This window comes from Chloroflexota bacterium, assembly GCA_016219275.1.
In the GTDB taxonomy this organism is placed as follows: Bacteria; Chloroflexota; Anaerolineae; order UBA4142; family UBA4142; genus JACRBM01.
The window spans coordinates 1-13213 of sequence record JACRBM010000098.1; the positions used below are offsets into that span (position 1 = coordinate 1).

Consider the following 13213-nt stretch of genomic DNA (forward strand, 5'->3'; position numbering starts at 1 on the left):
ATCAGGAATGTCGAGTGGGACCGTAATCTGGGCGGGAGACATGGCGGTATCCTTTCTGGCATGACCAAGATGATATTCCGAATTCTACCACAACTCATGCCCACTATATCTTGGGGGCATCACGGCAATTCCCAATGAACCGAAAATCTTGGGACGCGGAAAATGCGGATGGAAAATCAAATCCGTGTCAATCCGCGTTGATCCGCGTCCGACGAATGTTAGTGCGGGTCATGCTGGAGTTTGAGCATCTCGCAAATCGCGTGCGTCAATGCGAGGTGAATATCTTCGACGTGCCCGAACGATTCGGACGGAACGTTCACGTGGTACTCGGCGCGATCTTTTATCTTGCCACCGGCGAACCCGGTGAACGCGACGGTCGTGAGCCCCAACTTTTCCGCGGTCTCCAGCGCGCGCACGACGTTCGGCGAGTTGCCGCTGACGCTAATGCCCAGCGCGATATCGCCGCGTTGCGCGTGCGTGATAAGCGGTTCGGCGAACACCGAATCATACCCATTGTCGTTCGCATACGCGGTGATGGTGGCAAACGCATCATTGAGCGCGAACACTTGGAAACGCGGCAGGTCTGGTTTGATCGTCCCCTTGCCCAAGTCGCAGGCAAAGTGCGATGCGGTGGATGCGCTCCCGCCGTTGCCAAAAACAAAAATGCGGCGACCATCGAAGCGCGCTCGATGCAATTTTGCAACGATGGCGTCCACGCGTTCGAGCGGCAAGCCAGCCATCAGTTTCATTTCGACGTCGAAATAGTCTTTCAAAGAATTCATCTTTGCCTCCATCCCTAGTTTTTGCGTTTGCATTATACAAGCAGCGCCTTGACCTGACAAATGAATTTGGGCGTGCGTCAAGTTTTTGGGTGGTGAAAAAACCTTGCGAAGGTTGAACGGCAATCATATTTGATTTGTCGTCAAAACCTTCGCAAGGTTGAGTGTTCCAAAATTTTGACGCACACCCAATGAATTTGTTGACAATGAACCTTCAATCAAGTATCATAACTTTGGTGGATACAATGCCAAGTTTTGCAAACCGGTTTTCATACTCCTTCATCTCAGCAAGTTATGTGCGATGTCGCGTGGCATTGAAGATTGGGTTGCAAGGTGATGAACGCTTTTACGCGCGCGTGCGCGCGTGAAAGCGTTCGGTTTTGTCAAGCAACTGGGACTGGGTTACTTTTACGCCTCAAATCATTTAGGAGAAAAATGATGAATCCCAAGAATCTGCGGACGTTGATTTTAGGCGCGCTGATTATCGGTTATATTTTTTTAGGTGGTCTGAATTCACCGACGCCGGTGATAGCGCAAGGACCCACCGTGATTCAAGGAATCCCGGTCGTTCCAACGAGTTCGGCGACAATAAATTTTGCCGAGTTGGCGAAACAACACGCGACAACTCCATCTACTTCTGAACCCGGTGTGAACTTCATCGCGCCTTTCATGCAAGCTCCGGAACCAACGGCGATAGGACAGTCCGCGCAACGCACCGCCATCGCTCAACCAGTCCGCCCATCGGTCGCATCGCCAGCGCCCGCGCTCAATTATATGGGCATGGACGACATTGCGGCGGTCGGTAGCACGTTGCGTATGATTCCCCCGGATACCGATGGCGCAGTCGGTCCGACGCGCGTCTTTGTAACGCTGAACAACAACTATCGCGTCCAGGACAAGACCACCGGCGCAACCGTAAGCACCGTTTCGATGAATACATTCTGGGCAGGCACCGGCGCGACGGGAAACTTCGACCCCAAAACACTCTACGATCCCTACAACAATCGTTTTATCGTCGCCGGAGTTTCAAATGTAGCGAGCCCTAGTTCATCCATCGTTTACGGCGTCTCGGATACCAGCGATCCCAATGGCACGTGGAAACTCTATCGCTACATCGTTGGCGCAACCATCGGCGGTGTGCCGTCCTGGGCTGACTATCCAACGATGGGGTTCAACAAAAACTGGGTCGCGATTTCGGTGAATATGTTTGGCACGACCGACGGTCTTTTCAAAGAATCGCGGATGCTCGTGATCAACTATCCCAACTTGCTTGCCGGCGCACCCACTGGAACGTTGTTCACCGGTCTATCCGATTTTGCGGTGCAACCCGCCGTTACCTACTCGGCGACGGAGAATACCTTGTATGCGCCCGCCCATTGGAATAGCTCCGCGGCGTCGTACCGATTGAACACCATCACCGGCACGCCGGCATCCCCCCTCTATACGCAAGGCGTACTCAAAACAAATTCCTTGGGCGCGTGGACGGTGCCAAGCGGAGATATTCAACCGCAAGCACCCGAGCCAGTCACCGGCGCAACCGCAAAAATCAACGCGGGCGATGCGCGCATTCTGAATGCGGTATTTCGGAATGGCAACATTTGGTACGCGCAGACCGTTGGCTTGCCGGCGGGCGGAATAATTTCGCACTTGGCAGCGCAATGGGTGAAACTGGATACGAGCGGTAACTTTGTGGATGGCGGTCGCGTTGAGGATCCAACCGCAACTGTTTCGAATGGCGGTAAATGGTATTCGTATCCAACGATCACGGTGAACAAGAACAATGATGTTCTCCTGGGTTTTTCCCAGTTTTCTTCCAGTCAATATGCGGCGGCTGGTTATGCCTATCGGCAAAACACCGATGCCGCCGGCACGATGCGCGATCCATACATTTATAAAGCCGGCGAAGGGTATTACTACAAAACGTATTCGGGTACTAGAAACCGTTGGGGTGATTATAGCAATACACAAGTAGACCCATCGAACGATACGGACCTGTGGACGATCCAAGAGTATGCCAAACCACAGGTTGGCACCGGCAATGGCTCGGGAATCTGGAGTACGTGGTGGGCAAAGGTCGCCATCGGCGCACCGCCAACGATTACCGGTCTCAGTCCTTTTACAACCGCACCGGGAGGACTTGGTTTTACGCTTACCGTAACTGGCACCAACTATATCGCCAGTTCGATTGTGCGTTGGAATGGCGCGGATCGGACGACGATCTATGTGAACAGCACGCAACTCACCGCAAACATCTTGGCTGGTGATATCGCGACACCTGGCATCGCGAGCGTAACCGTTTACAACCCGGATGGGACTGGCACATCTAATCCCGCAAATTTTTACATCGGTCCACCAGCGAAGCATTATCTGCCGGTGATTTCCAAAAGCAGTCCATAAAGATTGAACGCCGAGAGAATTTCCTCTCGGCGTCAACTTTTCAAACGTCACTTGATCTGAATCGGCGTTGCGACCGGCGTCGGCTCGCGTCCGCGAATCGGTTGATCGGATGCGGGTCCGCTTTCCGCCGGTTGCGGCGGGCGACCGGTTTGATTCTGCACCCACTTGGACAGCGTGTCCTGATACTTGCGCATCATATCCGCGTCCTTGACCATCTGCGCCTCGTTCGTCAACCGCGCGACGTAGCGCAAATCTTGTTCCAGGCGATACGCGAGTTGCCACGCCTCTTGATAACGTTGTGATTTGTAGAGCCGATCAATCTCCTTCAATCCTTCCGCAGTTTTCTGAATCGTCACATTCCGCAGGACTTCGACATCGAACGTTGGATCGTAATTGCCGATGCGCGCGGCGTCTGCCATGATCGTTTGCGTCAGTGTCTCGTCGCGCTGCGAGAACAAATCGCGATAACGCAATTCGATGGTCGCGATGTTCCGCCGCCCGCTGCCGCCCGATCCCACTCTCATGCGCGCGAGGACGACCTGGCTATCGCCCGTGCCCATGTCGTGCATTTTGATTTGCACCGGACCGGTCGGCAGGGTGCCTTCAAACCCGGTGATCGCTTCGATGCTCACGCCCGATGCGGGACGCAGCGTGACCGAGACATCGGACGCGGATTTTTGGATCAACCCACTGACCTGTTGACGAAACACCTTGTCCATTTCCGCGGCAGAGTCCACAAAGTGGTACGCGCCCTTGCTTTGCCCGGCGAGTTGGCTCAACAGCGCGTCGTTAAACTCGCGTCCCAGTCCAATCGTCGAGAGATAGATGCCACGTTCATTGTAGCGTTTCGCTTCTGCCGCGATTTGGTTTGAGTCAATTACGCCGACGTTCGCGATGCCATCCGTCAGCAGAATCACACGATTGTTGCGGCGCACGTCAAAGTTGCGTTCGACTTCTTTGAAACCCAGGATCATCCCGGCGTGCAGATTCGTGCTGCCGCCTGGCTGCAAACGATTGACCGCGTCTTCAATCCAGCGACCATCACCAACCTGGCGCGCGGGCACGAGTACCTCGGCGTCGGTGCTGAATGCGACGAGCGCGACGATGTCGTTCGACGCGAGACTCGTCAGGAACACGCGCAGCGATTGTTTGAGGTACGGCATTTTTTCCGGCGTGTCCATCGAGCCGCTGCGGTCAATCACAATCGCGAGATTGAGCGGCGCGACGATTTCGTTCTTGTCGGTTTTGGCTTGAATGCCGACTTGCAACCACGCGGTTCCACCCTCGACCGGGATTTGTTGATTGCCCATCCGCAAATCGAGACCGAGCGTCGTGTTGACCGGCGCGGGAAAACTTTGTTTGTAGTACGCGAGGTACTCGGCGACGCGCAATTCTTCGGCAGAGACGATTCCGCCCGATTCGATGACACTGCGACTGCGCGCCTTCGCCGCGTCGGTCGGCGCCGCGCACGCGGTAATCACGACGACCATGAGCAAGCCGATGATGAACAACCATTTACGAGAAAACATTTTTCCCTCCCGTGCGGCAAATTCCTAATTTGCGTCCCAGTTCCGCCCGCATTATCGCGCTCGTCAAGTTGCAATTCAAGACGCACTTGTGTTACACTGCGCGTAACACCCCAAAACACCGTATTTCTCGGCGAAAACTGGCTTATGCAAACCTTCGGCGAACTACTTCGAGAGTACATGACGCGCACCGGCATCAGCGATGCCGAAATGGCGCGTTCGCTCGGCGTTAGCCGCCAGACGATTTTTCGCTGGAAGGAAGGGCTAGTCGAAAAGCCGCGCTATCGCGAAGACGTGCTCAAAATTGCGACGAAGCTGCGTCTCACGCCGCTGGAGCGCGACGCGTTTTTGCTCGCCGCCGGTTTTGCGCCCGAAGCCGCGCCGCCCGCACCAATCCCTCCGCCTGAGCCGGTCGAAACGAAGATTGGGACCGCGCCAATTGCTCCACCTCCACCGTCGGTCGAAACTCAAGTTGAACTTGCCCCGCGCAAACGAATCCGCCCGCGCGCGCTTGGAATTGCCATCGCGATGATCGTCGCGATTTTCGCGCTCGTCGCCGCGTTCGCGATCTTGCAATCGCGAGACGATACGCCGCGCCCGGTCGCCGCGCCGGGCGAAACGCTGATCGTCGTCGGCGCGTTCGACGACGCCCAGACGCTTCCGTCGCCGGACGCGCGACAGAAACCACTGCCCCCGACCGACGAACGCATCCAAGCCGCACTCGAACGCGAGATTCTCGCATCGCGTTTGGAACGCGTGCGCGTCGCGTTGTGGCGCGATCCGATTCGCGATGCGGACACGGTGTTGCGCCGCGCGAACGCGCGTGTTGTGATCGGCGGCACGCGCACCGGCGCGGACTTGAACGCGCTAATCGCGTTCGCGTCATTCACGCGCGTCGAGGATATGCCGCTCGACGCGCTCGTCGCCGCGCCAACGCGTATGGGCGTCACGCTCGCGGTTGCGTCGCCCGACGAATTGCAGGCGCTGGCGTTGCTCGTCGTGAGCCAAACGCACATTGAGCGCGGCGATTGGGGGTTGGCGCGCGCCGCGCTCGCGCTCGCGCCAATGCGCGCGCACAAACCCGCGCTCGAATTGCAAGCCGGCTACATCGCGCAACGCGCACTGCCGCCGGATCTATTCGAAGCGATTCCGGCGTACACGCGCGTCGTCAGCACGACCCAGGATTTGCCAGATGCGTACTTGAATCGCGGTTTGGCGTACGTGCGATTGAACGACGCGCGCTGGCAATCCGATTTCGCGCGCGTCCTCGCGCTCAAACCGGACGAAACGCGCGCGCGTCTTGCCTTGTGTTGGGCGCACGCGCTCGACCAAAAACCGGACGCGGCGTTGCCGCACTGCGATGCCGCAGTCCGCACCGAGACGAGCGGGCGCGCGCGTGAGGCGCGCGGGATCGTTTACGCCGAACTGGGAAAATTCGCGGATGCTGCGAATGATTTGCAGAACTTTGTGGATTGGCTCGCGCGTCAGCCGGAGAGTTTACGCGCGCGCTACGGATCGAGTCGGAGCGAGTGGTTGCCGGAATTGCGCGCGGGGAAAAATCCGTTCGATGCGGCGACGCTCGAAAAATTGCGGAGAGAGTAGAGCAAATTTCCAATTTGCTCAAGGTATGGCAAATTAGAAATTTGCCATACGCGTCTAGCGCGCGAGCGCGGCGCGCAAATCGTCGCCCTCGCGCACGAGGTACGCCGGGATGCCGCTCGCGGCAAGTTCGCCTGCCGCGGCGCGCGCGTCATACGCGCCGCCGAACGAACTCGGCTCGGTAATCACTGCGATGACGCGCACGCCACGGCGTTTCGTTTCGCGCAACGAACGCACCCAGTCCAGTTCCGCGGAGGGTGTGATCGCAACCAGCGTATCGTTGCGGCTGAGATGCGCGCCGTCCAACATCAACACATCGCGCAAACGCGTCGTCCCTTCGGCGCGCATCACTGCGAAAATTTCGAGCAGACGATTCAACTGCCGCTCGCCGCGATCCGGTTGAATCACTTCGCGCGATTGCCCGTACGCGACGAAACCGACCGCGCGTTGATGCCGGATGAAATACTTGGCGATGGACGCGGCAATCGTAAAAAGATATTCCTCGGTGAGCGGCGGCAAATGTAAAATGTGTTTCTCGCGCATCCACAACTGACTGAGATCGCGCGCCTCGGCTTGCTCCGCCCACCAGCGCCCCACTTGCACGTCTCTTTCCAGATCGAGAAAAATCCACACGTCTGCCGACGGGTCGAGTTCGAACTCTTTGACGATGAGCCGACCAGTGCGCGCGGTCGAACGCCAATGGATGCGACTGAATGAATCGCCCGGTGCGTACTCGCGCGTGCCGGAGACATTCGTCGTGACGTGATGCGTCCGGCGATGCGACATATCGCCGCCGGACATCTGACCGAGCGGCGGTGCGAAGGTCGCCAAGTCTACGGTTGCCGGAAACACGATGATCGCGCTTTGCGTTTGCGGCATGCGGCGATGAAATACGAACAAGCCGAACGGATCGCCCGCCGACACGATGATCGGACCCAGGGCAAAGCGACCGCGCTTGCGACACAAGGTGCGGACGCTCCAGCTCCAGCGCGCGCCGGAACGCAACGCGTTCAGCACGCGGCTCGCGCGATGTCCCAGCAATTCCGATTCATCGCGAATTTCGATCCAGATTTTTGGCGCGGCGCCGGTGTTCTGCACGAGAAAGCGTTCTTCGGCGAGCGAACCGACCGCGGCGCGCGGCGTCGTCGTTTGACGGTACAGGCGAAAGGTCAGCACGCCGTACAGCGCCCACACAAAGGAAAAGGCGATGAGAATAATCACCAGGTACGCGAGGCGAAAGAAAATATCGCGCCCGGTTTGGTACGCCAGGATGAGAAGCGCGCCGAGGACAAGCAGGACCGACCAATAGCGCACGCTGAGCGCGAGCGCGCCATTCGGCAAAGTCAACCACCACGTCGCGCGCAATCGGCGTAGCAAGGCACGGAGAAATTTCATGTCGTCGGTTTGTTCGGCGGATTCGGGTCTAGGGTATCGGGCGCGCTCGGCGCGGCGGAATCACTGGGCGTATCCGCGCCATTGTCGCTCGCGGGTTTGGGCGGTTGGCGTTGATCGCCCCACACATTGACATCGCCGCGTTCCTGCAAAAAGCGATTGTACTCCAAGAACCAGTCGAGAAATTGCACGCGTTCCTGGCGGGCTTGTTGTTGCTCGCGCCGCGCGCGAAACGCTTCGCGGCGGCGAAAGATTTCCTGGCTGGCGCGTTGCGGGTCTACGATACACGTGAAAATGAGTTGCCCTTGCGCGCCGCCCGTTTCGATTTTCAAATCGCCATAGTTCAAGATCGCGGCGATCAAGTTGGGTTTGACGAACGAAATGTCCTGCACGCGATCGAGCGTCGTCTCAATCGAGCGTTGATGAAAGCCAAAGGGCGTGCGGACACTATCCACGAGCCGGTCGTCCGTCACCGCGTAGATATCATTGCGCCAGTCTTCGTACTCGTACCACGTCCAAAATCCGAGGGCGATCAAGAACACGATCCACACCAGAATGAATACGCCGAGCGATTGGAAATTCGTGCGGTCAAACACACTGAGCGGTACGAGTCCCACCAGTTGCAACACGCCGACGAGAAAAAACGCGAGCCACAACACGAACGGTGGACCGGCTTCGCCGAACAACACGCTCCAATGTTTGCGCCACGTGATGCGCATGCCTTCGTCAATCCGCATCCCGAACCGTTTTTCGAACCACACCGCTACGCGCGCGCGCTGTTTCTTGACGGTGCCAGTCGGCTTGGAGAGCGCGGCTTCCATCGCGGCGGCGGCGGCGCGCGCCTGCGCGCGGCGGAGCGCGTCCGGATCAAGATGCTCGATCAAATCCTCGCGAATGCCTGCGCGAATTCGTTCGCGTTTCTCGAACGCCGCGCGTGAGCGGATGCGATCAATTTGCTCGAAAATGTTTTTGCGAATGTTGGTCGAACGCGCCGCATAATCGAAATCAATGTCCGATTTGTGTCCCGAAGTCTCGACGTGAATTTCGCTAAAACCCAGGATGCGCGCGACCGGTCCGCTGACGACTTCGGTGACGTTCGCCACTTGCTCCAACGGCGCTTCTTCGCGTTCGTCGAGAAAGAATACGACTTTTTCAATGTGAACGACGCGCCGATTAGTAATCACATAGAAATCGTTCGACCAATCTACGACCGTCCACGCGCTCGTTCCAACCACCCATAACGCCAAAAGACCTAGCAGGATCAAGTTCGCGCCCCAACCAAAAACGGCGGCAAGAATGGCGAGCGCGCCCAGCACCAGAGTCCCGATAAGCGGGACGGGCAACATGCGAATGAGCGCAAACCAATGCCGTCGCGTATTGACGACGACGATTTCGCCCGGCAATAACCAATCGTACACACTGCGCGCGGCGATTTTTTTCGCGACCTCGGGTTTGATGTCAAGTCGCGACATGAGATCGGGACGTTCGTGCAACACTTGATCGAATTCGTGTTTAGGCAGAATGAAGAGTTGCGCTTCTTTCGAAAACACGTCTACGGTCGCGTCGCGATGCACGCCGGTGAGCAACGAGGTTTCGCCGAACCACGCCGGCGCGTTGAGATAATTCAAGACGTGTTCGCGCCCGGCTTGATCCACGTGGCGCACGCGCAAACGTCCCGCGTCGAGCACGTAGAACGCGTCGCCATCCGCGCCTTGCTGGCACACCACTTCGCCAATCTGGTACGAGCGTTTGTGGAACAGCCGCGCCAGCCCGGCGAGTTCTTCAACTTCCAGGTTAGTGAAGAGGGGAATATCCTTGAGTTGCTCAACAGGAATCATGGGTATTTTCGATTTTCGATTTCTGATTTCTGATTTCTGATTTGATTGTGCGCTTTTTAAAATCGAAAATCAGAAATCAGAAATCATAAATTCTCTTTGAGTTTCTGCGCCGCGGTGCGCGTCATACCCTCGACCGTCATCAATTCCGCGACGGACGCCTCGCGAATTTTTTCGAGCGAGCCAAAGCGCGCGAGCAGCGCGCGGCGGCGACGCGGACCGATGCCCGCAATCGCGTCGAGTTGCGACGCGAGGCCCTTTTTGGCGCGGAGCGAGCGATGGTACGTGATGCCGAAACGGTGCGCTTCATCGCGGATGCGTTGCAGCAATTTCAATGCTTCCGAGTTTTTCGCCAAGCGCAACGATTCGGCGCGACCGGGCACGAACACTTCTTCTTCCTGCTTAGCGAGACTGATGAGATTCATGCCCTCGATGCCCAGTTCTTGCAACACCTCATGCACCGCGCCTAGTTGCCCCCTGCCGCCGTCAATGATCACGAGGTCGGGCATGCGCGCCCAGGATTCGTCGGCTTTGGCAGATGAGGAAATCGCCTTGCGCGTTTTCTCTTCCGCCGACTGACCGCCGACCGCCGACCGCTGACCGCGCTCTCCCTCGCTTGCCTTCGCGTCTAACAAGCGTTTGAACCGTCGCCGCAACACTTCTTGCAGACTCGCGAAATCGTTCGCGCCATCGACCGTCTTGATTTTGAATTTGCGATAGTCGCTTTTCTTCGCCGCGCCGCGCTCGAACACAACCATCGCGCCAACTGAGTTCGTGCCTTGCGTGTTCGAAATGTCGTAGCACTCCATTCGCAGCGGCGGATTCGCCAAGCCGAGCGCATCCTGCAATTCCGCAACCGCGCTCATCTGCTTGGTTTCGTCGGCGAGCCACTGCGCCTTGAGCGACGACAAGGTGATGCGCGCGTTCTCTTCTGCCATCGCGACGAGTTCTTGCCCTTGCCCACTGCGTGGCACGGTGAGCAACACTTTTTGCCCGCGCTGATTCTTCAACCACTGCTCGATGATCTGCGCTTCGTCAATATTTTCTGGCAATAAAATTTCCGGCGGGACGTACGCGGCTTCGTCGTAAAATTGTTTGACGAACGAAGACAAAACCTGGTCGGTGTTTTCGCCCTCCGCGCCTTCGAGCACAAAATATTCTCTACCCAGCAGTTTGCCGCCGCGCACGAAAAAGATTTGCACGCATGCGTCGCCGTCGTCGCGCGCAAACGCGATCACGTCCTGGTCCACCGTCGCCATCGAGACGACCTTTTGATGCTCGGCGACGCGTGCGAGCGCCTGTAATTGATCGCGATAACGCGCCGCGCGTTCGAATTCGAGTTTCGCGACCGCCTCGTCCAATTTCGCGCGGATCGCCGCGGTCACTTGGTCGGTCTTGCCCTGCAAGAACAAGCAGAGCCGATCAATCATCGCGCGATATTCGTCACGCAGCGCGACGCCGATGCACGGCGCGAGACACAAGCCGATGTCGTAGTACAAGCACGCGCGTTTGTCACGCCCGGTAATGTCGCGGTCGCACGTGAGGTACGGAAAAATCTTGCGGAGCGTGTCGAGCGTTTCGTGCACCGCCCACACCGCGGTGAAAGGTCCGAAGTAACGTGCGCCGTCTTGCTCCATTCGTCGCGTGACGAATACTTTGGGAAACGGTTCTTGCCAGGTGACTTTGATGTACGGATAGCGTTTGTCGTCTTTGAGCCGCACGTTGAAGTGCGGCTTGTGTTTCTTGATGAGGTTGCACTCGAGCACGAGCGCTTCGAGTTCCGTCTCGGTGACGATGAACTCGATGTGGCGAATGCGTTCGACGAGCCGCCACACCTTGGCGTCTTGTCCGTACGGCGCATGAAAGTACGAGCGCACGCGATTCCGCAGATTGATCGCCTTGCCGACGTAAATAATTTCCCCGTGTTCGTTCTTCATCAGATAAACACCGGGATTGGTCGGCAGCGTATCGAGTATTTGTTGGATTTCGGGGCGGGGTGTGAATGCCATCGCGGTCAATTCTCTTGAGCGCGTTGTCGCACGAGATCGGCAAATGCATCTAATTCGCGTCGAACGATCGAGAAGGTGGGGCGCAGTTTTTCCGTGAGTTCTTCCAATCTATTTGGTTCTCGTCGAAAGGTATATGTGAATCGGACAACGTGCCTAATACTTCGGTATGAATCCAATAATATTTTTGAATTCTCGGACAAGATCGCCGGACGAATGCCAGGCATTTCTTGAGACAGTTGCTCAAGCAATTCTTTGTGCCATTCAGCGCCTTGAGGCAAATTTCCATCAATCGTCGTCGCGATCAACTGCAGGAGATGTTCCACGCCAAAATAAAACCCTTGCAAATTCAGAGCGACACTGTCCAGGTAAAGATCATCGGCGGAAGACCGGGAACGTTTCAACGCCTCCTCACATCTTGATACTACTTGTTCTAAATCCGCGGGTTCGGTCCGGATTCTTTTGGCAAGTTTCGCGAGGTCCTTATTCACAGTTCAATACCATCTTCCTCAATCTCTTCGAGCACCGAAGCGCGACACGTCTCAGGGTCAACCACCTCAATCTTGAATTTGCTTGGCATATCGGCGACGATGCCGGCAGCGCGATAGAACTCGCGGGGCGCAATGCCCCACACCGCGAGATCAATGTCTGACCAACGCGTGAACCACAAACGATGCGCCAGTGAACCAAAAAGAACTACACGGGTTGCGCCAAAATCGCGTTTGAGCAACTCTGCCGCGCGCCGCGCTTGACGCATTGCGCGAGCCATCAATTGTTTTTGTTGCGCAAGATTCGGGCGGCGTTTCGGTCTGAGCGAATACTTGGTCAATTCTTCCGGCGTCATTTCCAACACGGTCTTTACCATACCAACCCCTACGCGCTAGCCGCGCGCTTGCGCGACATCATGCGCCACGCGAAAAATACGATGACGAACACGAGCAAAATTCCAATTATCGCCGGCACAATCAACGCGATGAGTGTCACGCCGGTCGAAACGATATCTTCGCCGACGCTGACGAACGCGTTGCCCAAACCGCCGGTGCTCGCAGTGACGACAGGACGCGCGGTCGCTTTTGCCGCGTGCACGCCGAAAGCGAGGACCAACCCAAGAATCACGGCGATGACCGGATGCAGGTTGATTGCGTTCGTGCTTGCCGCGAACATCAGCGCGCCCGCGGCAGGGCGGACGAACGTTTGAATCGCGTCGTTCAGCGAATCGGCGGCAGGAATCTTATCCACGACGACTTCAATCGCGAGCAGAATCACGAGCGCGACGATCACCCACTCGTTCGCGAGAATATCGAATGGGGGATTCAACTGGACGAGTCCGGTAAAGCGCGCGGCAAGCGCGACGATGAGCAGTGGGATGTAGGCGTTCAAGCCAGACGCGGACGACAATCCGAATGCCGTCAGAATGTGTGAAATAATCGAAAGCATACGCGATGTTTGACCTCGCGCGACAATTATACCATAAAACGCGTGTGCTAGGCGGGGTGTGCGTCAGATTTTCGGGTAGATGACATTGACGGTATTTTCGGGGTAACTGCTCAGGCATAACCAAACTTGGACGACTCTTGTATTGCAAAGCATACATTCATCAGGCATACTGTAGACAATGACACCGTCCCCATTACCTACTGACGAACAAATCCGTGCGGCATACCAGCAAGGCGAAGAAA

Annotated in this window: 10 protein-coding genes; 2 read left to right on the forward strand and 8 right to left on the reverse strand. The window is 56.9% G+C overall.

Going from position 1 to position 13213, the window contains the following annotated elements; genetic code table 11:
* Positions 1–218: 218 nt before the first annotated feature.
* A complete protein-coding gene (locus HY868_25915) occupies positions 219–782 on the reverse strand; it encodes an SIS domain-containing protein (protein ID MBI5305592.1) in 564 nt (187 codons plus the stop codon).
* A gap of 435 nt (positions 783–1217) precedes the next feature.
* On the opposite strand from HY868_25915, the gene HY868_25920 reads away from it, so the two are divergent.
* Positions 1218–3176, forward strand: a complete 1959-nt coding sequence (locus HY868_25920; protein ID MBI5305593.1) for an IPT/TIG domain-containing protein — start codon at positions 1218–1220, stop codon at positions 3174–3176.
* Between the two features lie 47 nt (positions 3177–3223).
* Here HY868_25920 and HY868_25925 read toward each other — a convergent pair whose 3' ends face one another.
* Positions 3224–4705, reverse strand: coding sequence for a VWA domain-containing protein (locus tag HY868_25925; protein ID MBI5305594.1), 1482 nt, complete (start codon positions 4703–4705; stop codon positions 3224–3226).
* Between the two features lie 144 nt (positions 4706–4849).
* Between HY868_25925 and HY868_25930 the strand changes: the two genes are divergently transcribed.
* Positions 4850–6304 (forward strand): helix-turn-helix domain-containing protein, encoded by a 1455-nt coding sequence (locus HY868_25930; protein MBI5305595.1) that lies wholly within the window; start codon positions 4850–4852, stop codon positions 6302–6304.
* A 54-nt stretch (positions 6305–6358) separates the two neighbouring features.
* Here the strand turns inward: HY868_25930 and HY868_25935 are convergent, their stop codons facing one another.
* The 6 genes from HY868_25935 to HY868_25960 all read right to left on the reverse strand — a co-directional run bounded on the left by HY868_25935 (position 6359) and on the right by HY868_25960 (position 12971).
* Complete coding sequence (locus HY868_25935) at positions 6359–7696, reverse strand: DUF58 domain-containing protein (GenBank protein ID MBI5305596.1); 1338 nt, start codon at positions 7694–7696, stop codon at positions 6359–6361.
* Positions 7693–9531, reverse strand: a complete 1839-nt coding sequence (locus HY868_25940) for a cyclic nucleotide-binding domain-containing protein (protein MBI5305597.1) — start codon at positions 9529–9531, stop codon at positions 7693–7695. Before HY868_25940 ends, HY868_25935 begins: the two co-directional genes overlap by 4 nt.
* 83 nt (positions 9532–9614) lie before the next feature.
* Positions 9615–11537 carry an excinuclease ABC subunit UvrC gene (uvrC, locus tag HY868_25945; protein ID MBI5305598.1) on the reverse strand — a complete coding sequence of 641 codons (1923 nt, stop codon included), beginning with the start codon at positions 11535–11537 and terminating at the stop codon, positions 9615–9617.
* Positions 11538–11542: 5 nt separating this feature from the next.
* On the reverse strand, positions 11543–12025 hold the full coding sequence (locus HY868_25950; GenBank protein MBI5305599.1) for a hypothetical protein: 483 nt from the start codon (positions 12023–12025) through the stop codon (positions 11543–11545).
* Positions 12022–12399 carry a nucleotidyltransferase domain-containing protein gene (locus tag HY868_25955; GenBank protein ID MBI5305600.1) on the reverse strand — a complete coding sequence of 126 codons (378 nt, stop codon included), beginning with the start codon at positions 12397–12399 and terminating at the stop codon, positions 12022–12024. The genes HY868_25950 and HY868_25955 overlap by 4 nt, the downstream gene beginning before the upstream one ends.
* Positions 12400–12407: 8 nt before the next feature.
* Entirely contained in the window at positions 12408–12971 is a 564-nt protein-coding gene (locus HY868_25960) for a DUF4126 domain-containing protein (protein ID MBI5305601.1), read from the reverse strand.
* Between the last annotated feature and the right edge of the window lie 242 nt (positions 12972–13213).

Coding starts and splice junctions, on each gene's coding strand:
- HY868_25940 (MBI5305597.1), bottom strand. CDS start 9,531: ATGATTCCTGTTGAGCAACTCAAGGATATTCCCCTCTTCACTAACCTG.
- HY868_25935 (MBI5305596.1), bottom strand. CDS start 7,696: ATGAAATTTCTCCGTGCCTTGCTACGCCGATTGCGCGCGACGTGGTGG.
- HY868_25960 (MBI5305601.1), bottom strand. CDS start 12,971: ATGCTTTCGATTATTTCACACATTCTGACGGCATTCGGATTGTCGTCC.
- uvrC (MBI5305598.1), bottom strand. CDS start 11,537: ATGGCATTCACACCCCGCCCCGAAATCCAACAAATACTCGATACGCTG.
- HY868_25920 (MBI5305593.1), top strand. CDS start 1,218: ATGAATCCCAAGAATCTGCGGACGTTGATTTTAGGCGCGCTGATTATC.
- HY868_25930 (MBI5305595.1), top strand. CDS start 4,850: ATGCAAACCTTCGGCGAACTACTTCGAGAGTACATGACGCGCACCGGC.
- HY868_25915 (MBI5305592.1), bottom strand. CDS start 782: ATGAATTCTTTGAAAGACTATTTCGACGTCGAAATGAAACTGATGGCT.
- HY868_25955 (MBI5305600.1), bottom strand. CDS start 12,399: ATGGTAAAGACCGTGTTGGAAATGACGCCGGAAGAATTGACCAAGTAT.
- HY868_25925 (MBI5305594.1), bottom strand. CDS start 4,705: ATGTTTTCTCGTAAATGGTTGTTCATCATCGGCTTGCTCATGGTCGTC.